Below are 23255 nucleotides of genomic sequence, written 5' to 3' on the forward strand. Positions count from 1 at the left end.
TTTAGCCCCTAAAAGCCTCATCTACGGCCTGGCAGATCGTGTGGATGAAAAAAATATGCGACTCTTGAATTCTTGCTGTATCGCTTGAGCTAACGACTAAATTTAGATCACATCCTTCATTCATCGCACCACCGCCTTTGCCGCTAAGTCCAAGCACCAATGCGCCCATTTTCTTGGCACTTTTTATCGCCTCAAGGACGTTTTTGCTGTTGCCACTTGTTGAGATCGCCACGAGCAAGTCGCCCTCCTGTGCCAAAGCCTCAAACTGGCGTGAAAAAACATAGTCAAAGCCGTAGTCATTGCCAATAGCCGTAAGTGCCGAAGTATCGGTAGTTAGCGCGATGCCTGGCAGTGCTTGACGCTCGCTTTTATATCTGCCAGTTAGCTCGGCCGCAAAGTGCTGTGCGTCCGCCGCAGATCCGCCGTTGCCACATATCAGCACCTTTTTGCCATTTTTTAGCGTATCAGCCACCATCTGGCAAGCACGCTCCAAGTTACCCAGCAAATTTACATGCTCGCTAAAAGTCTTTTGGTGAGCCTCAAGCTCATTTTTTATCATCATTTTTAGCATCTTTTATCCTTTTTATTATCCCTGTTGTGCTTTTGCCCTCGACAAAGTCAATCAGCCTGACCTCTTTTACGATATCGCTGCCAACGACCTCTTTGCCTTTATAATCAGCCCCTTTTACAAGCACGTCAGGCTTTATCTTTGTTATCAAATTTAATGGCGTATCCTCATCAAAAATCACGACATAATCGACAAATCCAAGCCCGCTTAGCACGCAGGCTCTATCTTCTTGCGAGTTTATAGGTCTTGCTTCGCCTTTTAGCCTCTTAACTGAAGCGTCCGAGTTTAGCCCAACGACCAAAAGATCGCCAAGCTCCCTTGCGCGCGCTAGGTATTTTACGTGCCCAGCGTGCAAGATATCAAAGCAGCCATTTGTGAAAACGACCTTTTTCTTGCCCTTTTGGCTCAAAATTTCTTCTAGCTCCTCGACACTTTTAAGCTTGTGCTCGAAATTTGCCCCAAATGAGCTATTTAACAGCTGCTCGATCTCGCTAAAACTAGCAGTTGCGCTGCCGATCTTAGCCACGACGACGGCTGCTGCGAGGTTTGCTATCTTTATAGCCTCTTTTATATCAGCCCCAGTTGCTAGCATGTAGCCAAGTGTGGCAAGCACCGTATCTCCAGCACCAGTGACGTCAAAGACCTCTTTTGCCTTAGCAGCAAAGATGTGTAGCTTGTCGTCATAAAGCGCGATGCCCTCTTCTGAGATCGTGATGATCGAATAGGTCAAATTTAGCTCGTCCTTTAGCTGTTTTATCGCCTTTTCAAGCTCGGCCTTGTCTTTTATCTTTAAATTTGTAGCCTCGCTCGCCTCTTTTTTATTTGGCGTTAGAAGGGTCGCGTTCTTGTACTTTGAGTAGTCGCTGCCTTTTGGGTCTATGAGCACTGGAATATTTAGCCTCACGCACTCGTTTATGATCTCTTGGCAGACTTTTTCGCTAAGCACGCCTTTGCCGTAGTCACTTAGCAAGACAGCCTTGAAATTTGCAAGATTTTCTTTTACTTTTAAGACAAGCTCATCTTCTAAATTTATCTTGACAACACTCTCTTTATCGATCCTGACAACTTGCTGGTGAGATGCCATAATGCGGCTTTTTATCGAGCTCTCACGCCCTTTTTCAGTAAGGATGAGCTCATCTTTTACATTTAGCTCAGCAAGCTTCTCTTTTATCTTTTTACCAGCCTCATCATCTCCTAAAACACTAGCCACGCTCACATTTGCGCCAAGTGAGAGTAAATTTCTTACTACATTGCCAGCGCCACCAAGCGTGTAGGTTTCGTTATTTATCTTTACAACTTGCACTGGCGCTTCAGGCGAGATGCGCTCGCAGCTGCCCCAGATATAGTGGTCCAGCATGAGATCGCCGACGACTAAAATTTTAACTCTCTTAGCCATTTAGCTCTTCCTTATAAATTCTCTTTATCTCTGGCAAGTAGTCTTTTATCGCCTCTTCTAAGCTCCAAGTAGCGCTAAAACCAAATGCCTCGCGAGCTGGGGCTACGTCGGCCTCTGTGTGAAACTGATAAGAGCCGATAAATGGATTTTTGATATATTCGTTGCCTAAATTTACGCCGATCTCGCGCTGCAAGATGTCAGCGATATCTTGAAAGCTTCTAGCCTTGCCAGTAGCTGCGTTATAGACACCACTTGGTGCATCAAGCGCTTTTATGTTTGCCTCAATGATATCTTTTATATAGACAAAGTCGCGTTTGATCTGGTCGCTACCCTCAAAGAGCCTTGGGGTCTTGCCAGCTAAAATTTGAAGTCCAAATTGAAGCACCATCGAGGCGGTTTTATTTTTGAAAAACTCGCCCTTACCAAAGACGTTAAAATACCTCAGTCCAACCACGCTCACGCCGCGCTTTGCGTAAATTTTATTGATATTATCCATGCTTAGCTTGCTAAAGCCATAGACGTTATTTGGCGCTTCGCACTCGCCGACGGTTTGCGGGCTCTTTGCGTTGCCATAAGTCGCCCCTGAGCTAGCGTAGATCATCTTTGCGCCCAAGCTCTCGCAGATATCAAGCAAATTTACAAAGGCATTTACATTTGTTTTTATTAGCTCGTCTTGCTCTTTTACGGTCGTATCAGAGATCGCTGCTTCGTGGTAGATGACGTCTGGGCGAAAGCTTTTTATCTTTTCAAGCGTGCTAGGGTCGTTGATATCGCCAGCGTAAATTTCGCCCTTAAAGCCAAGTAAATTTTTAAAATGGCCAAAGCTTTTTAGGTTGCCGTTGCTAAATGTCTCGTCGTTTCTAAATTTATCCACGACAAGCACGTGAGCGTCTTTATAGTTTTCATCAAAATAGTGCGCCAAAGCTGAGCCGATAAAGCCAGCACCGCCAGTTATAACTATCTTTTTTCCGTTTAAATTCATAGTGATTTTTCCTTTTTTAGCTTATTTAAAACATCTCTTACATCTTTAAAATTTATGCCATCAAGCAAGAAATTTCTGCCCACACCTGCTCTTTTGCCAGCCTCGACGTCGCTTGGTTTATCGCCTATCATGATCGAGTTTTCAAGCTCTATGTAAAACTCTTTGCAAGCATCAAGTATCATTTTTGGATTTGGTTTTCTGCAGGTGCATTTTTGCTCTGGAGCGTGCGGACAAAAATAGACTTTGGTGATAAAAATTTGCTCTTTTTTAAAGCTTTCTAGCATAAATTTGTTTAGAGCGTCAAACTGCTCCTGCGTGTAGTAGCCCCTGCCGATGCCTGATTGATTTGTCACGACAAAGAGCTTGTAGCCAGCCTCAGCAAATTCCCTCAACGCATCAAAAATGCCATCAATAAATTTAAAGTCTTTGATCTCGCAAACGTATCCAGCGTCCTCATTTATGACGCCGTCTCGGTCTAAAAAAAGTGCTTTGTTGGCTGTTTCTTTTATCATTTGGTGATTATAGCCAAAATATTTTAACCCGCCCCTTGCAAATTTACATTTTTGTATTATAATGCCGGCACGTTTTTTAAAAAGGATGACAAATGAAAAAACTACTAATCGTTTCAAGTGTTGCAGCACTACTTTCAACTGCTGCTTTCGCTGCAGATGGCGCTACTATCTATAAAAAATGCGTTGCCTGTCATGGCGCTAAAGCTGAAAAAGTTTTCAATAACAAAGTTCCAGCTTTAACATCACTTGATGCAGCAGCTATCGAAGCAGCTCTAAAAGGCTACAAAACAGGAGCAAATAAATTTGGTCTTGGCGCTATGATGAAACCGATCGCTACTCCAATGAGCGACGACGACATCAAAGCAGTTGCAGAATACATCCAAACTTTAAAATAATCACAGGGGCGCTCGCCCCTTTTTTCTACAAATTTAAACTCACACCAAATTTTAAAATCCTTTTTGGCAGATAGTCATCTAAGTTGCTGATCGTGCCATTATCTATCTCTATTAAATTTAGATTATATTTTTTATAAAGCTCTATCTTTTGCTCTTTTCTTTTTATATACGCCTCATCATCTTCATATCCCCAAAATTCTATATAAATCTTGCCTTTTGGTATGTAGAAATCACAATATATATCCTCTTTTATCGGCACTCTTTTTTCATAAGCATAAGCTATGTCTTCAGTAAAAGTTTGCGCTAAACGTATCAGCTATATTTCTTTGGTTAAATTTTACGTAAGATTTTTGGCGCAGCTTTCGCCTCATAAATTTTGTTATCAAATTTACTAAAATGACAAATATTATGATAGGCAGCGCAAAGCTAAAAAACGCTGGCAACATGATGGATAGTAAATTTGCCGTATCAAAAAGTTGCATTTTAGCTTTCCTTGCTGTGCGGGGAGATCAAATTTTGCTTTTAGATGATAAACTCTGGCTCAAATTTAGAGCCATTTACCCTGACAACTCTTGCTGGTATGCCAACGACTGTTGCGTTTGCTGGGACATTTTTTAGTACAACCGAGTTTGCGCCGATCTTGGCATTTTCACCGATAGTTATGGCACCAAGTATCTTTGAGCCAGCGGCGATAGTCACGCCATTTTTAATGGTTGGATGGCGCTTGCCACACTCTTTGCCAGTGCCGCCAAGCGTCACTTGATGATACATCATCACATCATCACCGACCTCAGCCGTCTCGCCGATAACCACGCCCATGCCGTGATCTATGAAAAATCTCCTACCAATCTTTGCCCCTGGGTGGATCTCGATGCCTGTTAGAAATCTTGCTATTTGTGAGATGAGTCTAGCTAGAAAAAACCACTTTTTTTCATATAAAAAATGAGAAATTTTATGAAACAAAACCGCATGGATGCCAGGAGTGTTTATGAGTATCGCTAAAAAGCAACAACTATGCACCGATGGGTCTTTTTCACGGACAGTTTGAACTAGCTCTTTTAGACTCTCCCACATATTTTACGCTCCGTAAAGCTCTGTACTTAGGTATCTCTCGCCGTTATCTGGAGCTATGAAAAGCACTTTTTTGCCAGCGCCAAGTCTTTTAGCCACTCTTTTTGCAGCCACGTAAGAAGCGCCGCCACTTATGCCTATCATCAAGCCATCGCTCTTTGCGATCGCTCTAGCTGCGTTTAGTGCGTCATCGTTGCTTACTTTTTCTACTTCGCTAACTAGGCTCATATCCATTGTATTTGGTAAAAATCCAGCTCCGATGCCTTGAATTTTATGTGGTCCTGGGTTGCCGCCACTTAAAACTGGTGATGCCTCAGGCTCTACTGCGATGATCTTAGTGTCATAGCCTTTTTCTTTTAGAACCTTTGCCACGCCGCTTATCGTGCCGCCTGTGCCAACGCCTGCTACAAAGGCATCAAGCTTGCTAAAGTCAGCCACGATCTCAGCAGCTGTTGTTAGCTCGTGAGCTTGTGGATTATACTTGTTTTCAAACTGGCTTAGCATTATGTGATTTGGCTGAGAAGCTAGCTCAGTAGCTCTTGCGATCGCTGCTTTCATACCGCCAGCTGCAGGAGTTAGCTCAAGATGAGCGCCATATGCAGCCACGATCTTGCGTCTTTCGATACTCATGCTCTCAGGCATGCAAAGGATCACTTTAAAGCCAAGTGCAGCACCGCACATAGCTACGCCGATGCCTGTATTTCCGCTTGTTGGCTCAACGATAGTGTCGCCATGTTTTAGTGTGCCATCAGCTAGCATTTTTGTGATCATATTAAATGCGATCCTATCTTTTACAGAGCCGCCTGGATTAAAAAACTCTAATTTTACGTAAATATCAGCCTCGTCAGCACCTGTTTTAACCTTTACGATAGGTGTATTACCGATCGTTTTTACGATGTTATCGTAGATCATCACTTCTCCTAAAATAAATTTCTCGTAAATTTAGCATAGAATTTAAAATAAAACATAAAAAGTCCTAATTTGCGCTAAATTTAAAATAAAAATTTAGTTTTTAATGCTATCAAGCACCTCTTGTCCGTTTTGGCTTAAAATTTTGCCTTTGAAATTCTCTTTGCAAAACTCTAAAATAAGTGCATGATAGAGCTTTAAAACCTCACTTTCGTCAAATTTCTCGCTATCAAGAAATTTATAAATTTCATCATAATCAAGCGAGCTAAACCACTCAGCCGCCTCGTCATAACACTCGAAATTATAGTCAAAATATGCCATTATCCTAAGTGCATAAGCATCAACAACCATGTAAGGCTTGCCACAAGCATAAGCAAGTATCGCGTCGCAAGTCTCAGCGCCAACGCCTTTTACGTTTATGAGCCACTCACGGCTAACGTTTTCTTTAAAATTATCAAAGCTCTCAAATTCATTTTTTATAGCCAGACAAAGCGTCTTTAGCCGTTTTGCCTTTGTGTTATAAAAACCACTTGGCTTTATGAGCGTGGCAAGCTCGCTATTTTCAAGCGTGCAAATGCCTTGCAGGCTATCTTTGCCTGCTTTTTTTAGATTATCTAGCGCTTTTTCAACATTTTTCCAGTTGGTATTTTGCACCAAAATAGCGCCCAAAACAACCTCAAAAGTGCCCTCGCCTGGCCATTTTAGCTCATCAAAATTTCTCTTTTTGTAATTTAGTAGGGCTAAAAACAGATCAGTTGATCTCATTTTAAATTTTCTTTAAAAGTTAGATAAAACTGCTTTGCCGTCCTGCCACTCCTGCTGGCTCTTAGGGTAGCGAAATTTTTAGCAAGCGTATGAAGCTCCTCTTTGTCGCCAGTGTAGTCCTTAAAGTAAAAATCAATCATTTTTAGATACTCATCGTAGTTGCCTTGATAAAAGCTGATCCAAAGACCAAAGCGGTCTGAGAGCGAAATTTTCTCCTGAGCTGCGTCGCTGTAGTGGATTTCTCCGTCTATTAGCTGCGAGTTTTCATTTTCACTTTTAAACTCGCTTATTAGGTGGCGGCGGTTTGATGTGGCGTATAAAAGGACGTTTTTAGGAGGCTTTTGGATAGAGCCGTCCATAATAGGCTTTAGAAATTTATACTCATTACTGCCATTTTCAAAGCTTAGGTCGTCACAAAAAATGATAAATTTAAACTCGCTTTTTCTGATCTCATCAATGATGTCGCCAAGATATTTTAGATCCTCGCAGCCAATCTCAATGATACGAAGCCCCTCTTTATAAAATTTAGTAAAAACAGCCCTTACAAGGCTTGACTTGCCACATCCTCTCTCGCCCCAAAGAAGCACATGATTTGCCTCGTCGCCAGCTATAAAATTTCTAGTATTTTTTAGCAAAATTTCTTTTTGTTTCTCTAGCCCATAAAGTGAGTCGATATCGACAAAATCAATATCCTCAACCGGTTTTAACATCCCTTTTGTACTTCTATAAATCGCTGCGTACTTCATACCCCAATCTATCATCTCTTATCCTTTCTTAGATAGACCAAAATTTCAGCCAAAACATCGTCGTCGTCCTTGCTGCGTGACTTTAGCCTGATCTTCTCGTCATCATTTTTTGTTATTAGTATATTTTGTTCGCTATTTGAGATCGTCTTTATGCCAGCTTTTAGAGCTAAAATTTTGATGATGATAAGGTCTAAAAACTGCTTTGTAAATGTATCTATCTTGCCAAATCTATCCTCAAGCTCGCTTTGTATCTCATAGACTTCACTCACTTCTTTGCACTTGCTAAGGCGCCTGTAAATTTCAAGCCTTAGCCTATCTTCTCTTATAAATTCTTGATTTAAAAAGGCGCTCACGCTAAGCTTTAGATCGATCTTGTCAAGCTTTGCGGAGTCTTGATTAAGAAGCTTATTGATCTCATCTTCTAGCATCTTTAGATATAGCGAGTAGCCGATAGCCTCGATGTGACCGCTTTGCGCCTCGCCGATGATGTTACCCCCGCCCCTTATCTCAAGGTCGTGATAAGCTAGCACCGAGCCAGCTCCCAAAAATGAGTTGCCCTCAAGTGCTACAAGGCGTTTTAGCGCGTCCTTGCTAATGGCGTTTTTATCCTCCACCAAAAAGTAGCAATAAGCCTGCTTGTCGCTTCTACCCACGCGACCACGGAGCTGATGCAGGTCAGCCATGCCAAATTTATTAGCATTTTCTACGATTATGGTGTTTGCATTTGGCAAGTGGATGCCGCTTTCAACGATGCTGGTGCAAAGCAGCAAGTCATACTCGCCCCGCTCAAATTTCATCATCTCATCTTCAGCGACTTTTGCATTTATCTTTGAGTGAAGTATCAAAATTCTAAGCTTTGGCAAAATTTTCCTTAGATCATTTGCCGTCTGCTCGATGTCTGCGATGTGGTTGTGGATGTAAAAGGTCTGCCCGCCACGTCTTAGCTCACGCATGATCGCCTCTTTGACGACCTTTTCGTCCCACTCTCTCACGCTTGTTCTCACATCCAGCCTCGAGCTTGGCGGAGTGGCTAAAATGCTATATGTTTTTATCTTGCTAAGCGCCATATTTAGGCTTCTTGGTATCGGTGTGGCACTCATGCTTAAGATGTGCGAGTGTTGAGAAATTTCTTTTAGCTGCTCTTTTTGCTTAACGCCAAATTTATGCTCCTCATCAACCACGATAAGCCCTAAATTTTCAGCCTTTACGCCAAGAAGCGCATGCGTACCCACGCAAACTATGGGCTCATTTTCTTTTAGCGCTTTTTGCAGGCTTGATTTTTCTTTGGCGCTTGAGAAGCGATCCAGCCTAAAGACCTTTATGCCAAATTTGCTAAATCTCTGGCTTAGCGTCTTGTAGTGCTGCGAGCTAAGAAGTGTTGTTGGCACGAAGAAAAGTGCGCTAAAACCTGATTTTATGCAGGTAAATATGGCATTCATAGCAACTTCGGTCTTGCCAAAGCCGACATCGCCACTAAGCAGCCTATCCATAACTTTTCCGCTTTTTAGCTCATCTTTTATATCATTTACAGCTTTTTGCTGGTCGCTCGTGTATGAAAAACCAGCGTCTTGGACGAAATTTAGATAAGAGATGTCCTCTTTTTGTAAAATTTTGCCTGCGATTAGCTCCCTTTTTGCTGCCATCGCCACGATCTTTGAGGCGATCGCGAAGAGTTTTTCTCTAACCTTCTCTTTTATCTTGGCAAAATTTGCCTTGCCTAAGCGATCAAGCACCGCCATAGAGCCATTTTGCGCGATGTAGCGATCTATCAAATTTAGATGTTCAACCGGCAAAAGAAGCTTGTCGTCATTTTGATAGGCGATAACCACAAATTCTTTCGTCGCGCCCAAAACCTTGATCTTTTCAAGCCCCAAAAACCGGCCTATGCCATACTCTTCATGCACGACGTAGTCATTTACTTTTAGCTCATCCACCACGAGGCTTGAGCGTTTAACTCGCCTTTTTTTCTCAAATTTATTTAGTGAGACTACGATCTCGTCGCTTGAGGTTAAATTTACTACTAAAGGCGAAATTTCAAGCTTTACGTTGGCAAAGCCATCAAGCTCGTAGCCCTTAAAAAGCCCCTCATTTCTTGAAAGAACGGTTATACTTTTGCTCTTATTTAGCTCAAAAAAGTCAAAATTTAAAGTAACTTCTAAGTCTTTATAGACCTTTGGCTCGGACAAAATTTCAATGCCCTTAAATTTCTCTTCAGGTGCGTCATAAATTTCAAAATCGATCTTTTTAACAAGCTTTGAGTCAAATTCTTTTAAGTAGTCGCTAAAGCTATCTATCGCCCAAAATCCAAGTGAATTTAGATCACTCACCAAGGCATCACTTTGCATATCCTCGATCTTTTGACTCACTTTTTCAAACTCATCTTTGCTAAGATTTGCGATAAAAGGCACGATCTCGGCCTCGCATAGCTCATTTTTGTTGCTTATCTGCGTGGCGGTGTTATAGTTTCTGATGCTCTCCACCTCATCGCCAAAGAGCAAAATCCTAACAGGATCATCCATATTTACGCCGTAAATGTCGATCACTTCGCCACGTATGCTAAACTCGCCAACGCTTTCAACGATATCGACGCACTCGTAGCCAAATCGTATGAGCAAGTCGGCAAATTCGCTTAAATTTAAATTGTCTTTTAGCTTGATCGTTGAGCTCTCTAAGTTTTTTTGCGTTGGAAGTGGGTTTAAAAGCGTGCTAAATGGGCTTATGATGATCTTTTTGCCATCAAATTTATAGTATTTGCTAAGAACGGATGAAATTTCAAAGAGCTCTTCATTAAAGCTTCTTAGATCATCGCCTTTTTTAGCTCTAAAATCAGGTAGTTTAAAGGCGCTAAAGCCAGCAAAACTGGCCGCATCAGCGCAGAGTGCCGCCTCTTTGTCATCTTCGCAGATGAGAATTTGTGGGGCGTGTGTTAAAAGATACTCATAGACCTTTGCTTGCATAGTACTCTTTTAAAAAGGCTTCGGCCAGGTGAAACGAGCCAAATGCTAGGTAAATTTTGCCGTTTTTTGCCTCTTTTATATCGTTCATATCGCTTGACTCAAACTCTCTATGCGAAATTTCAAGCTCGTTTAGCGCCTTGTTTATGAGCTCTCCGCCAAGCTCCCTGCCCTCGCAGTGGTAGTGATAAAGCAGCACGTCCTCAATGGCTGGCTTTAGAGCTGCTAAAACTGCCTTGAAATCTTTATCTAAAAATGAGTTATAAACTAGCGTTAGTTTCTTGCCACTAAACTCTTCTTGGCTAAATTTCTTAGCCACAGCCTTAGCGCCAAGCTCGTTGTGACCGACATCCACATATAAATTTGAAGCGATCTTTTCACATCTGCCACGAAGCGATAAAGCACCAAGCCTTTTGATATCTATGCTACTATCTAAAATTTTAGCCGCGGCGTAGGCTAGAGTTAAATTTGAGCGCAAAAACTCTGGTAGATTAAATTTATCTGCGTAGTTTGCGATCTCGTTTAAATTCTCTCTGGTTAAAATTTCTCTTGGGAAGCTCAGAGTTGCGCCTTTTTCGCTTGCGATCTCTTTTGCGATAGCCACACTTATCTCGTTCATCTCATCATTTAAAATAGCTCTTTTGCCCATGGCTTCAAATTTCGTGCGTGAAATTTCTTCTAAGCTATTGCCTAATATCGCAGTGTGGTCAAAACCGATCGGAGTAAATATGCTTAGCTCTTTTTCAAAGACATTTGTCGCGTCCAGCACGCCGCCCATGCCAGCCTCACAGACAAAGTAGTCACAACCCTCAAAAAGCACCGCAGAAAGCAGCGTCATATACTCAAAATAGCTCGTTTTTATCTTGTATTCATCGCTCAAAAGAGCTTGCAAACGCTCGTGAGCTCTCTCTAAAATTTCATCGCTAGCAACCTCGCCATTTAGCCAAAATCGCTCATTAAATTTAAATATATGTGGGCTCGTGTAGTGGCCTACTTTTGCGCCTTTTTGGCTTAAAATTTGCGCTAAAAAGCGGCCTGTGCTACCTTTGCCATTTGTGCCGATGATGTGGATTATCTTAAAAGGCTTTAGATGGCCTTTGATCGTATCATAAGCCCTTATGATCCTGCCATAGTCGATCTCTTTGTAGTAAAGTGGCTTGCCGTCAAGAAATTTCGCTAGGCTCATTTTTCCTCGATTATCTTTGGCATGACTTGGTTTCTGCCGCCCTCTTTTGAAAGATAGAGCATCTTATCAGCGCCCTCAAGCGTCATCGTATCGCTTAAATTTGCGCTTCTTGTCGCCACACCAGAGCTAATGGTAACTTTGATGCGCTCGTTTTTATAGATAAATTTGAAATTCTCGATCATGCTTCTTAGCTTCTCGCCAAATCTAACTCCATCTTTTAGGCTCGTACTTGGTAGCAAAATGACAAATTCCTCACCGCCATATCTACCGACAAAATCAACCTTTCTAGCATTTTTCTTAAGCACCTGAGCCACGGCTGAAAGGATCACGTCACCAGCTTCGTGTCCGTAGGTGTCATTTATCTTTTTAAAGAAGTCAATATCAACAAAGCAGATCGAATAGTCCGTGCCGTAACGTTTATAAGCCTCTTCTATACGCTGAATTTCACTCATTAAAGCTCTTTTTGTAGCCACTTTTGTCAAAAAGTCCTCTTTGCTCTCAAGCTTAGCAGCTTCAAGCTCTTTTTCTAGGCTTGTGACCCTGTTTTGAAGCTCAGAAATGGTAGCTTGCTTGCTATTCATCTCAAGGCCAAGCTCCTTGCTCTCGATCTCCAAGGCACCTGCGATCTCGATAAGCATGCTCTTTACATGATCGATGCTATTTGCATTTAAATTTACATTTTTAAGATCATTTTTGATGCTTTGCACCTTAGCTGAGCTACTTTGAGAGCTAGCTGCGATATCTGAAATCCTCTCGCCTATGCTTTGCAAGATGTTGTTTAATGAGCCAACTTTTTCGATGATCTCAGTTCTATCTTCTTCGATCCTGCGATCGACAAAACCCTTTATCTTATCTTGAAATTCTTTGCTGTTTAGGCTTTGTGGATTTTGCTTTAAAACGCTTCTAATAGTACTAAGCTCGTCGCCAAGTTCTTTTGTTATAGAAGGCTCAAGGGCAAAATTTAAAAGCTCCACTAAAGCGTTTTCTTCTGCATTTTCATTTTTTTGAGATAAAAATTTCTCAAGCTCAGCGCTCATAGTCTTTAGATCGTCAAAGTCTCTCACGCCGTAATATTTCAAAAAGTCCAAAAATTCAGTATCGTAAGAGCTTACAAAGTCAAACCATTTAAGGCACATCTCTTCAAGATTTTTCTCATCATATCTTCTAGCAAGTAGCTGCATGCCTTGCTCTGCTAGAGCTTTTGCATCTTTGTTGTGAAGCATAGAGATGGCTTGGAGGATTCTTCTTGCAAAGGCATTTAGTGACTTTAACTTTTTATCATCGACCACTTGTGCTGTGCCATTTTTAGCACCATGAGAGAGCCTAGCGGTCATAAAAGCTACAAACTCATCAACCGTTTTTATATGAAGGCTTATAGCTTGCGCTTTATAGTCATCACCAAGCCTTGAGATATATTTTTCTATCTTTTTGCTCTCTTCAGTTGTAAAGCCATATTTTTTAGAAATTTCATTATAAACTTCGGTGTAATTTTCTGGCGTTAGCATCAAATGGCGATCTTTTATCTCGCTTAAGGCTTCCTTGACTATTTGACTAACGGTTACTGCTGCCATTTTTGTATCCTTTTACAGCTAAATTTGCGATGTACTCATCAAACGCCTCTTTTGAGGCCTCTTTTATAGCTTCATATTTTTGAGTATCACTAAGAACGCTATCTGCAAATCTTACATCTTTTTGACGTCTTGCCACGCTAAAATCATACTCGCCAGTAGCAGGTATATCTACGACACGACCATCTTTAAATTTGGTTTTATAGTTTAGAGTTAAAAGAGCTTTATAAGATGTGATATAGCCGTATTCATCATAGATGATCGCCTCGTAATTTAAACTTTTTACCGAAACTATTATCGAAGTATCAGCACTATCTTTGCTTGATAGTGATTTATGTAGCCTTGCGACCATGCCCTCTTTTACGGCGTCTTTTATCCAGACACTATTTTTTGGCTCTTCTTTGCTGATGATAACATCAACATAAACTCTATCTCCAACCAAATCCTGCGAGATCTTTGAAACTGGTTTATAGCCACATCCGCAGATAAATATAGCAATAAAAAACGCTAAAAAATATCTCAAAATTTATCCTTTAATGACAAAATTTACTAATTTGCCTTTTATATAAATCTCTTTTAAAATTTCTTTTCCTTCAAGCCATTTAGCCACATTTTGCTTAGCTTGTTTTAAAATTTCACTCTCACTCTCACTTGCTGCTACTTCAAACTCAGCCCTTTTTTTGCCATTAACTGTAACTGCAAGAGCGATGCTATCTTTTACAAAGACCTCTTCTTTTACAGCTATCTTTGTGAAATTTTTTCTGCCAAAAAGCTCTTCGCTAAGCTCATTTGCAATATGCGGCACGATAGGCTCTAGTAAATTTAAGATGATGAAAAAGCCCTCAGCATTTACATTCTCATTATCCTGCGCATTTATAGCGTTTAGTGCCTCCATACAAGCAGCGATTAAAGTGTTAAAAGCAAACGTATCGCCAAAAACCTCAGTTGATTTTTTAAGCGCTTCATAAATTTTAAGCCTTGCAAATTTCTCATCTTTGCTTAAGCTTTCGTGATCTATCTCAGGTAGTTTATCTATCTTTTTGATAGTTTGCGCCTTCTCCCAAAGCCTATTTAAAAACCTAAATGCACCTTCAACTGCGCTGTCGTTCCACTCAAGCTCTTTTTGAGGAGGAGCGGCAAATAGGATAAATAGCCTTGCCGTATCGGCGCCATATCTATTTATGATATCATCAGGGTCTACGACGTTGCCCTTACTTTTACTCATCTTTTTGCCATCTTTTAAGACCATGCCTTGAGTTAGTAAATTTTCAAACGGCTCATCGTCTCTTAGATAGCCAAGGTCTCTTAAGACCTTTTGGAAAAATCTAGCGTATAAAAGGTGCAAGATCGCATGCTCGATACCGCCGATGTACTGATCTACATTCATCCAATAATTCACGCTCTTTTCATCAAGCGCTTTTTGCTCCCAACTCTTCTCATCGCTTGCAAATCTAGCAAAATACCAGCTACTCTCTACGAATGTATCCATCGTATCAGTCTCTCTGATCGCGTCTTGGCCGCATTTTGGACACTTTGTAAATTTCCAAGTTGGATGTTTATCCAAAGGATTGCCCTCGCCTGTGATCTCGACATCTTCGGGTAGCGCGATAGGTAAATTTTCCTCTTTTTCTGGCACTACGCCGCAGCATTTGCAGTGCACGATAGGTATCGGCGCACCCCAGTATCTTTGGCGAGAAATTCCCCAGTCTCTTAGTTTGTAGTTTGTGATCCTTTTGCCAAGACTATCTTTTTCAAATTTCTCTATTATAAAGCTTTTGGCATCCTCTGAGTTAAGGCCGTTTATAAGCTCAGAATTTATAGCAACTCCGTATTCCGAATATGCTTTTGAGCCCTCACTCTCGCCCTCAAGTGGCTTTACGACATGTTTTATAGGCAGATTAAATTTGCTTGCAAACTCGAAGTCCCTTTGATCATGCGCAGGAACAGCCATGATAGCGCCACTGCCATAGTCAGCTAGTATGAAATTTGCAACCCAAACTGGGACCTTTTCATTTGTGAGTGGATGAACGACGTAAATTCCTAAAAATTCTCCATCTTTATCGCTTGCTTGACGCTCTCTTGGGCTTTGATTAAGTATTGCTTTTATCTTTGCCTTCTTGCTTTCATCAAATTTATCACTTTCAAGAAGCGCTTTTACGATAGGATGCTCTGGCGCAAGGGCTGTGTAGCTAACGCCATAAATCGTATCAGGTCTTGTTGTAAATACCTCAAAGCCGTCAAATTTACCACCTAAAGTCTCTTTTGAAGCCTCATCAAGGCTAAATTTAAACTCCAAGCCGTAGCTTCTGCCGATCCAGTTTTCTTGCATTGTGATGACTTGATTTGGCCACTTACCTTCAAGAAGTTTTAGATCTTCAAGTAGCTCGCTAGCGTATTTTGTGATGTTGAAGTAATATCCTGGAAGCTCTTTTTGCACAACATCATTACCGCATCTCCAGCATTTGCCGTCTTCAACCTGCTCGTTTGCAAGCACGGTTTGATCGTACTCACACCAATTTACGATGGCATTTTTTCTATAAACAAGCCCTTTTTCAAACATCTTTATAAAAAAGCTTTGCTCCCACTTTGTGTAAAGCGGGTCAGATGTAGCTAAAATTCTCTTTTTAGAAAATGAAAAGCCAAGGCTTGCAAGCTCCTTTTTCATATAGTCGATGTTTTCGTAAGTCCAAATTTTAGGGTGAATTTTATGTTTTATGGCTGCATTTTCAGCTGGCATACCAAAGCTATCAAAGCCGATAGGATGAAGCACATTGTAGCCGCTTTTTCTATATGATCTAGCCAGCGCATCGCCGATAGAGTAGTTTCTCACATGCCCCATGTGTATGCGTCCGCTTGGATATGGAAACATACTTAGGATATATTTTTTTGGCAAGCTTAGATCGTCTTTTGGTTCAAATTCTTCATTTTTATCCCAAATTTCCTGCCACTTTTTTTCTATCTTTAAAGGCTCATATTTTCTCTTCTCAGCCATTTTTTCTCCTAAAATTCTTCTTGTGATTTGCTTGATTCTATTAGTACCAAGGCTAGTGAAAAGATATTTGCAATAACCGCTCCAATAGCTAATGAATAGCTAAGCGTTGCATTTTCAGATACTTGCAAAATAACAAAAGCTGGTATAAGGTGCAAATCAGCAACCAGCGAGCTAGCAAAAAGCTCAGCTGATAGTAAATTTTTAACACCGATCTTAAGTAAAGTTGAAACCAAATTTATACTAGCTGCCACAAAAAGGGCGATCTCGTTTTTATCATATAAAAACTCCGCCGTAGTCGTAAGACTCATCAGCGCAAAAAATATGTAGATAACTTTTCCCCAGTTCATTATCTCTCCTTACACAACGCCTTTTTCAAACATAGCACGCTCTTTATCACGCTCTTTTTTGATCCTTTGCTTCTCAGCCTCTCTAGCTCTAAAATGCTCGATGCTAAATTTAAACCAGATAAGAAATGGTGATGAGATGTAGATCGAGCTGATCGTTCCTATAACGATACCAACGATAAGGATAAATGAAAATCCATGTATCATATCTCCACCAAATAAAAATAACACAACAACAGTCATCATCGTAGTGGCTGAAGTTAGGATAGTCCTTGAAAGTGTAGCTGAGACTGACTCGTTGATAACGCCCTCGATATCGGTTCTCTTGCTCTCTTTTATGCCTTCTCTTATCCTGTCAAAAATGATGATCGTATCGTTTAGCGAGTAGCCAAGCACCGTTAATACAGCAGCTAGCGTGTCCAAATTTACATCTATATCAAATAGCGAAATAGCACCAACAGTTATAACGATATCGTGAATTTCAGTTGCGATCGCAGCTAGCGCAAATCGCCATTCAAATCTAAATGTGATATAAAGAAGCACGCCAATTAGTGAAATTCCAAGAGCCATCAGACCCTTTTGCCTAAGCTCGTCACCAACCTTTGGACCAACGATATCAACACGTCTTACTTCAAAATTTCCAGTATCTTTTAAAATTTGCTTTATCTCAGTGCCGATGTCACCAGTTAAATTTGAACTTGATCCTGAAAATCTAATAACAGCCTCATCTTCGCTTCCAAACTCAGTAACAGAGGCGTTTTTAAGCACTTCATTTGCGCCAAAAGCGTCGCGAATTTTATCAAGTGGCGCTTTGGTGTCGTATTTTAACTGGATAAGCGTACCACCAGAGAAGTCGATGCCGTAGTTTAAACCCTTTGTTGCAAGCAAAAAGATCGAACCAACAAATAAAAATATAGAAAGTGCGAGTGACACAAATCTAAACCGCATAAAATCATAAACTTTTGCCTTAGTGAAAATTTGCATCCCTAGCTCCTTTTATAACCAAACCAAAGTCTGGTATTTCCGCTTTTTTCTATCTTATCCATGACTGCATCAAACATACCATGTGTGCCTAAAATGGCCGTTAGCATCGAAGCCATGATACCTATCGCCATAGTTACTGCAAAGCCTTTAACTGGGCCAGTACCATAAGCATAAAGCACTGCAACTGTGATGATAGTAGTTAAATTTGAGTCGATGATAGCACTCATAGCGTGCTCATAGCCCTTTTGAACGGCTGTCCTTATCGCCACGCCTTCACGTAAAAGCTCACGTATACGCTCATTTATGATGACGTTTGCATCAACCGCCATACCAATCGTTAGCACGATACCAGCCATACCTGGCAAGGTAAGCGTCGCTCCAAAAAGTGCCATGACGGCTACTAATATAACAACATCCGCAACCAGCGCGATATTTGCAAAAATTCCAGAAATTCCATAATAAACTAGCATAAATAGTACGACTAAAATAGATCCAGCAGCAAGCGCTACCATACTTTGATTGATGCTCTCTTGTCCTAAAGATGGACCAACGCTTCTTTTTTCTAGCATCTTAACAGGTGCTAAAAGTGCGCCACTTCTAAGCGCGATCGCTACGTCGTGAGCCTCATCAAGTGTAAAGCCACCGCTGATCTGACCACTGCCACCACCTATTCTTTCATTTATAACTGGAGCTGAATAGACCTTGCCATCAAGCACGATAGCAAGCCTTTTGCCGACATTTGCACCAGTAAAATCGCCAAAAATTCTAGCACCTTCTGAATTTAGTGTGAAATTTATGATCGGTAGGTTATTTTGCTGAGAAAATGCAACCTTTGCGTCAGTTAGCATCGAGCCATCAAGCACAGGGATATTTTTAACGACATATTTTACGCGGTCGTTTTTAGCATCCTTAAAGATCACGTCACCATAGCTTTCAGCCTCGGCCTCGCTCATGGTATTAGCCTGATCTTGTCTTTTATCATCAACTGCCATAAGCTGTAAGTGAGCAGCCTTTGCGATAAGATCTCTCGCTCTTTGCTCATCCTCTTCGGTTTTTATGCCAGGAAGCTCGACTAGGATATTGTCTTTGCCTTGTCTAGCGACTGTTGGCTCAGCTAGACCAAACTGATCAAGCCTGTTTCTAATGGTCTCAACAGCTTGTGAGATCGCATACTCGATCGTATCAAGCCTCTCTTGCTCTGTAAGAGTGATATGATAGTTTAGACCATCTTTTTTGATATCAAGCCCTTTTATCTCAGCAAGCGCCTTATCAACCTTTGGAGCCTCGTCACTATCAAGTAGCGCAAAATCAACACTATCTTCTTTTATCTTAAATTTATCAATAAGCACATCTTCTTTTTTGGCATAATAATTTATGCTTCCAGCGATTGACTTGATCTTAGAGTGGATGGCTTCGTTGGTTTCAACACCAAGAAGCATATGAAGACCGCCTTGAAGGTCAAGTCCTAGCGAAATTTTAGCTCCGCTTTGAGTCTGGAAAAAAGATGGCACCGAAAAGCCAAAACCAAAAACCAAGGCTAATATTAATATAATCAGCCTATATGTAACTCTTGCGTTACGCATTATTTATCTTCGATCTTTTTAGCTACAAACTCGCGTGCTATACGAACGATTACATCATCGTTAAGTTTAACTTTGATAAAATCATTTTCGGCTTTAATCACTTCACATATAAGTCCGCCATTAGTTACTATTTTATCGCCTTTGTCAAGAGCTGCAAGCATTGCTGCGTGGGCTTTTTGTTGTTTTTGTTGAGGTCTGATAACCAAAAAGTAAAATATGGCGAAAAGCACAACAAGAGGTAGTAATGATGTTAAAAAATCAGCGTTTTGCATGGATTTCCTTATTTGTAAGATTTTTAAACGGACATTTTAGCACTAAAATTATAATAAAAGCCTTTGTCGGTGCTTTTTTGCTTTCTAATTTCATTTTTTTAGCCATGGCTGAAAATCAAATTTTAAATTTCATCTCACCTTTTCTCACGCTAGCTGGAATTTACATAGTCATAAATTTAAGCAGGGCTGGATTTTTCGCGGCTGGATTTTTCACTGGAATTTTGTGGTTTTATTGGATCAGTTTTAGTTTTATCTACTATGAGCTTGTCTGGCTTATCCCATTTGTCATCCTCTTTGTAGCCCTTGTTTATGGACTTTTGTTTTGGATAGCCTCTTTTCCAAGCTTTGTGGCACTAAGAGCCGTTTTGCTATTTTTAATAAGCTACGTGCACCCATTTGGCTTTAACTGGTTTAACCTTGAGGCAACGCTTGTTTTAGGCGCTTTTGAGCCAAATACTAGAGGGCTTATATTTATATTTTTAGCAGCCATTTCTTTTAGTTTAAAAGGTAAAATTTTAAAATTTATCCTAGCTTTTATCTGCCTCATCGCCGCCTTGCAGTTTAAAAGTAACGAGGCAAAGACTCTGCCATTTGACGTGGAGCTAGTAAATACTAATGTCGCTCAAAGAGTGCGCTGGGATAAAAACTTGCGTATGAAATTTACAAATGAAAATTTAGACATGATAAATAGCGCTATCGCCGAGCAAAAGCGTCTCATCGTGCTTCCAGAGAGTGCGTTTCCACTATTTATGACAAATGAGCCACTGCTTGTTGATGAGCTAAAAGAGCTTTCAAAGCAGATAACTATCGTAGCTGGCGCGCTTGCTTATGAAAATAAGCAAATTTATAACTCTGCATTTTTGTTTCAAGATGGCACTCTTAGACGAATGGATAAGAAATTTTTAGTGCCATTTGGAGAAGAAATTCCTCTGCCAAAATTTATGCAAGATGCAGTAAATAAGCTATTTTTTGGCGGAGCTAGTGACTTTAAAAAGGCTGAAAATTTTAGCGACTACGAGATAGACGGGATTAAAATCAGAAATGCTATCTGCTACGAGGCGACAAGAGAGGAGCTTTATAAGGGCGAATTTGACGTGGTCGTGGCTATCACAAATAACGGTTGGTTTGTGCCAAGTAGCGAACCTGTGCTTCAAAAAGTGTTGATAAAACACCTTGCTACAAAGTATAATAAAGCGGTCTATCACAGCGTAAATGGCTCAAAAAGTGAGATCATTTTGCCTAAAAAAGCGTTTTGGGATGAGTTTTAAAAGAAATTTAAAGTGGCTTTTAGATAAAGCCACTTTTTTGATTATTTTTTCAGTAAAGCCTTGAAAGTATCGACTGCATCAAGCTTTTCCCAAGGGTATTTTGCATTTCCCACTTGACCTTTTGCAGCTACTTTTGCATATAAAAATGTCTCTTTACTTGGCTTATCAAGACCAAATTTATTTGTTATCCAGCGAGGTGTTAGAGAAAAATGCTCGCTTACAAAATTTGAAAGCATATCGTCATTTACGCCGTTTGCGTGAGTTCCCATAGTATCAACGCTAACTGAAGTTGGCTTTGCAACGCCGATCGCGTAGCTTATCTGAACGATACATTTTTTAGCAAGGCCAGCTGCAACTATATTTTTAGCTATCCAGCGCGCTGCGTAAAGTCCGCTTCTATCAACCTTTGTGTAGTCCTTACTTGACTGAGCACCACCACCTATCGGGCTATATCCACCAAAACTATCGACGATTAGTTTTCTGCCTGTTAGTCCGCTATCATGAAGTGAGCTATGATTTACATATCTGCCTGTTGGGTTTATATAGATGATCGTTTTTTCTTTATTATATAGCTCTTTTGGAAGGCCAGTTTCGTCTATTAAATTTTGTATTAGTGCGCGAAGCTCTTCTATCTTCATGCTCTCCACGCAAGGTGCAGAGACGACGATAGTGTGGATACTTTGCGGTTTGCAGTTTTCAAAGTTGTCCTTACTGCCGTAATCAATCGTAACCTGCGTTTTTATATCAACACCAAGTTTATCAGGGTTTGCTTTGGCAAATTTATATACTTTTTCACAAAGCATTCTTGCGTAAGTTATAGCTGCTGGCATAAATTCTTTCGCTTCGCAGCTTGCAAAGCCAAACATGATGCCTTGATCACCTGCTCCGATCTCACCATCACTTTGATCAACGCCTTGATTTATATCTGGGCTTTGTTGATTTAAGCAGACTTTGACCTCGATATCGTCTGGGTGCAAGCACTGCTCTTTTGTAAAGTTGCTCTTTCCGTCATATCCGATATGCGCAAGAGCGTCTTTTACGATCTTTTCGTAGTCTTTATAAGAGAGTTTTACTTTTGAGTTTATCTCTCCGCCTATTACTATGTTTTTTCCAGCTACAAAAACTTCGCTTGCGACGCGTCCATTTGGATCTTGCGTTAAGATAGTATCAACAATGCTATCAGCGATGATATCAGCGCATTTATCTGGATGACCTGGACTTACAACTTCAGAAGTAAATAGATACATTTTCGTCCTTTTCCTTGGTTAAATTTTCGTGCAATTGTAACAAATCTATATAAAAAACGAATTAATCTTTTTAAATTTCTTTATATTTAAAAATCATTTAGCTAAAATCAACAAAAAACTAATTTATTAAGGTGTCAAATGAATATGTTTAAAAACATTGCAAGAAGATACGCCGATGGAAATTTGATCGTTCAAATTTTAGTTGGTATCATCCTAGGTGCCCTAGTTGGCTTTTACACACATTATCAAGCAGCTCCTTACAACCAACTCTCAGCTAAAATTCAAACCATCCAAAAAGAGAGTGGCTTAAGCGTAGATGAAGTCATAAAAACTCACCTTAGCCAAGATGAAGCAAAACAGTTTGATGAGGTCAAAGCAAAGGCTAGTTCGGCTGATTCTATCGCTGCTTCAGCCTCAGTTTTAGGAGATTTGTTTAAAGGCGCTCTAAAAGCGATCGCACCTATTCTTGTATTTGTTTTAGTTGCAACCTCTATCATTTTAAAAGATTTTGGACACACAAAAGGCATGCAAAAGATCATCACACTCTACCTTGTTGGCACCTTTTTAGCAGCTGTTGTGGCGGTTATTGCTAGCTTTTTATTTCCTATCGAGATACCGCTAAAAGGTCTGCAAAGCGCTGATATGTCAGCACCTCAAGGCATCACAAACGTGCTAAAAGACCTTATCTATAAAATGGTAGAAAATCCGATAACCGCCCTAGCAAACGGCAACTATATAGGCATCATCACTTGGGCGATAGGCGGTGGCATCGCTATGAGATACGCTACACCTGAGACCAAAAAGGTATTTAAGGATATAAGCGACGGCGTAACTCACATCGTTAAATTTATCATTAGATTAGCTCCGTTTGGTATCTTTGGTATGGTTGCTATCAGCATTCATGACACTGGATTTGAGGCACTTGCAGGATATCTAAAACTGATCTTAGTTCTTGTTGGAGCGATGCTTGTAGTGGCATTTATCGTCTATCCAGCGATGGTTTTTGCACTAACTAAGAAAAATCCTTATCCACTTGTGATGATCTGCTTAAAAGAGAGCGCGATCTCAGCGTTTTTTACAAGAAGCTCAGCTGCAAACATCCCTGTAAATATGGCGCTTTGCAAAAAGCTTGGACTAAAAGAGGAGCTCTACTCGATCTCTATCCCACTAGGAGCCACCATAAACATGGGCGGTGCAGCTGTTACCATTAGCATCCTAGCGCTTACTGCGGTAAATTCTATCCCATCTATCACAGTTACATTTGGCGATGCGCTTCTTCTTTGCTTCATCTCAGCCCTTGGCGCGTGCGGCGCATCTGGCGTGGCTGGCGGATCACTACTTCTAGTGCCATTAGCGTGCGGTCTTTTTGGCATTGGCAACGATATCGCTATGCAGTTTGTCACAGTTGGCTTTACGATAGGCGTCATCCAAGACTCAGTTGAAACTGCGCTAAATAGCTCATCAGACGTGCTTTTTACAGCCGTAGCCTCGGAGACTTCAAACTAATCTTCAT

General features: G+C 40.7%; 23 protein-coding genes. 3 read left to right on the forward strand and 20 right to left on the reverse strand.

Features of this window, described 5'->3' with window-relative positions; all coding sequences use genetic code 11:
* Position 1 precedes the first annotated feature (1 nt).
* Genes gmhA through gmhB form a run of 4 tightly spaced genes read right to left on the reverse strand, consistent with a single transcriptional unit; the run spans position 2 to position 3458 of the window.
* Positions 2–571 (reverse strand): D-sedoheptulose 7-phosphate isomerase, encoded by a 570-nt coding sequence (gene gmhA / locus B9N65_RS00565; protein WP_087582373.1) that lies wholly within the window; start codon positions 569–571, stop codon positions 2–4.
* Positions 546–1964 carry a D-glycero-beta-D-manno-heptose-7-phosphate kinase gene (gene rfaE1, locus B9N65_RS00570; RefSeq protein WP_087582374.1) on the reverse strand — a complete coding sequence of 473 codons (1419 nt, stop codon included), beginning with the start codon at positions 1962–1964 and terminating at the stop codon, positions 546–548. Before rfaE1 ends, gmhA begins: the two co-directional genes overlap by 26 nt.
* Positions 1957–2946, reverse strand: a complete 990-nt coding sequence (gene rfaD, locus B9N65_RS00575) for an ADP-glyceromanno-heptose 6-epimerase (RefSeq protein WP_087582375.1) — start codon at positions 2944–2946, stop codon at positions 1957–1959. Before rfaD ends, rfaE1 begins: the two co-directional genes overlap by 8 nt.
* A complete protein-coding gene (gene gmhB / locus B9N65_RS00580) occupies positions 2943–3458 on the reverse strand; it encodes a D-glycero-beta-D-manno-heptose 1,7-bisphosphate 7-phosphatase (RefSeq protein WP_087582376.1) in 516 nt (171 codons plus the stop codon). Before gmhB ends, rfaD begins: the two co-directional genes overlap by 4 nt.
* Before the next feature lie 92 nt (positions 3459–3550).
* Here gmhB and B9N65_RS00585 point away from each other — a divergent pair, with 92 nt between their 5' ends.
* The gene (locus B9N65_RS00585; protein WP_087582377.1) at positions 3551–3853 is read left to right on the forward strand and encodes a c-type cytochrome; all 303 of its coding nucleotides are present in this window, start codon (positions 3551–3553) and stop codon (positions 3851–3853) included.
* Positions 3854–3878: 25 nt separating this feature from the next.
* Here the strand turns inward: B9N65_RS00585 and B9N65_RS00590 are convergent, their stop codons facing one another.
* The 15 genes from B9N65_RS00590 to yajC form a co-directional block, all read right to left on the reverse strand.
* A complete protein-coding gene (locus B9N65_RS00590; protein WP_257640003.1) occupies positions 3879–4112 on the reverse strand; it encodes a hypothetical protein in 234 nt (77 codons plus the stop codon).
* 28 nt (positions 4113–4140) lie between these two features.
* Positions 4141–4335 (reverse strand): hypothetical protein, encoded by a 195-nt coding sequence (locus tag B9N65_RS00595; RefSeq protein ID WP_087582379.1) that lies wholly within the window; start codon positions 4333–4335, stop codon positions 4141–4143.
* A gap of 40 nt (positions 4336–4375) precedes the next feature.
* Positions 4376–4927, reverse strand: coding sequence for a serine O-acetyltransferase EpsC (epsC, locus tag B9N65_RS00600; RefSeq protein WP_087582380.1), 552 nt, complete (start codon positions 4925–4927; stop codon positions 4376–4378).
* A gap of 3 nt (positions 4928–4930) precedes the next feature.
* A complete protein-coding gene (gene cysK, locus B9N65_RS00605; RefSeq protein WP_087582381.1) occupies positions 4931–5836 on the reverse strand; it encodes a cysteine synthase A in 906 nt (301 codons plus the stop codon).
* Positions 5837–5929: 93 nt separating this feature from the next.
* Entirely contained in the window at positions 5930–6598 is a 669-nt protein-coding gene (locus tag B9N65_RS00610) for an endonuclease III domain-containing protein (protein ID WP_087582382.1), read from the reverse strand.
* Complete coding sequence (locus B9N65_RS00615) at positions 6595–7359, reverse strand: ATP-binding protein (protein ID WP_087582383.1); 765 nt, start codon at positions 7357–7359, stop codon at positions 6595–6597. Before B9N65_RS00615 ends, B9N65_RS00610 begins: the two co-directional genes overlap by 4 nt.
* Positions 7356–10301 carry a transcription-repair coupling factor gene (mfd, locus tag B9N65_RS00620; protein ID WP_087582384.1) on the reverse strand — a complete coding sequence of 982 codons (2946 nt, stop codon included), beginning with the start codon at positions 10299–10301 and terminating at the stop codon, positions 7356–7358. The genes B9N65_RS00615 and mfd overlap by 4 nt, the downstream gene beginning before the upstream one ends.
* Positions 10282–11484 carry a Mur ligase family protein gene (locus tag B9N65_RS00625; RefSeq protein WP_087582385.1) on the reverse strand — a complete coding sequence of 401 codons (1203 nt, stop codon included), beginning with the start codon at positions 11482–11484 and terminating at the stop codon, positions 10282–10284. Before B9N65_RS00625 ends, mfd begins: the two co-directional genes overlap by 20 nt.
* The gene (locus B9N65_RS00630; protein ID WP_087582386.1) at positions 11481–13055 is read right to left on the reverse strand and encodes a GGDEF domain-containing protein; all 1575 of its coding nucleotides are present in this window, start codon (positions 13053–13055) and stop codon (positions 11481–11483) included. The genes B9N65_RS00625 and B9N65_RS00630 overlap by 4 nt, the downstream gene beginning before the upstream one ends.
* Positions 13036–13575 (reverse strand): LPS assembly lipoprotein LptE, encoded by a 540-nt coding sequence (gene lptE, locus B9N65_RS00635; protein ID WP_087582387.1) that lies wholly within the window; start codon positions 13573–13575, stop codon positions 13036–13038. Before lptE ends, B9N65_RS00630 begins: the two co-directional genes overlap by 20 nt.
* 3 nt (positions 13576–13578) lie before the next feature.
* Complete coding sequence (gene leuS, locus B9N65_RS00640; RefSeq protein WP_087582388.1) at positions 13579–16044, reverse strand: leucine--tRNA ligase; 2466 nt, start codon at positions 16042–16044, stop codon at positions 13579–13581.
* Positions 16045–16052: 8 nt separating this feature from the next.
* On the reverse strand, positions 16053–16391 hold the full coding sequence (locus B9N65_RS00645; protein WP_002942000.1) for a DUF6394 family protein: 339 nt from the start codon (positions 16389–16391) through the stop codon (positions 16053–16055).
* Between the two features lie 9 nt (positions 16392–16400).
* Positions 16401–17372: a protein translocase subunit SecF gene (gene secF, locus B9N65_RS00650; RefSeq protein ID WP_087582389.1), complete on the reverse strand. Its 972-nt coding sequence runs from the start codon at positions 17370–17372 to the stop codon at positions 16401–16403.
* 2 nt (positions 17373–17374) lie between these two features.
* The gene (secD, locus tag B9N65_RS00655; RefSeq protein WP_087582390.1) at positions 17375–18955 is read right to left on the reverse strand and encodes a protein translocase subunit SecD; all 1581 of its coding nucleotides are present in this window, start codon (positions 18953–18955) and stop codon (positions 17375–17377) included.
* Positions 18955–19227 carry a preprotein translocase subunit YajC gene (gene yajC / locus B9N65_RS00660; RefSeq protein WP_002941849.1) on the reverse strand — a complete coding sequence of 91 codons (273 nt, stop codon included), beginning with the start codon at positions 19225–19227 and terminating at the stop codon, positions 18955–18957. The genes secD and yajC overlap by 1 nt, the downstream gene beginning before the upstream one ends.
* Here yajC and B9N65_RS00665 point away from each other — a divergent pair.
* On the forward strand, positions 19203–20495 hold the full coding sequence (locus tag B9N65_RS00665; RefSeq protein WP_180385104.1) for an apolipoprotein N-acyltransferase: 1293 nt from the start codon (positions 19203–19205) through the stop codon (positions 20493–20495). The genes yajC and B9N65_RS00665 overlap by 25 nt on opposite strands.
* 41 nt (positions 20496–20536) lie before the next feature.
* Here B9N65_RS00665 and metK read toward each other — a convergent pair whose 3' ends face one another.
* Entirely contained in the window at positions 20537–21742 is a 1206-nt protein-coding gene (metK, locus tag B9N65_RS00670) for a methionine adenosyltransferase (protein ID WP_021084435.1), read from the reverse strand.
* 138 nt (positions 21743–21880) lie between these two features.
* Here metK and sstT point away from each other — a divergent pair, with 138 nt between their 5' ends.
* Entirely contained in the window at positions 21881–23248 is a 1368-nt protein-coding gene (gene sstT / locus B9N65_RS00675) for a serine/threonine transporter SstT (protein ID WP_374220065.1), read from the forward strand.
* The last annotated feature ends 7 nt before the right edge of the window (positions 23249–23255 follow it).

The sequence above is a fragment of the Campylobacter concisus genome, from assembly GCF_002165815.1.
Classification (GTDB): Bacteria; Campylobacterota; Campylobacteria; order Campylobacterales; family Campylobacteraceae; genus Campylobacter_A; species Campylobacter_A concisus_BH.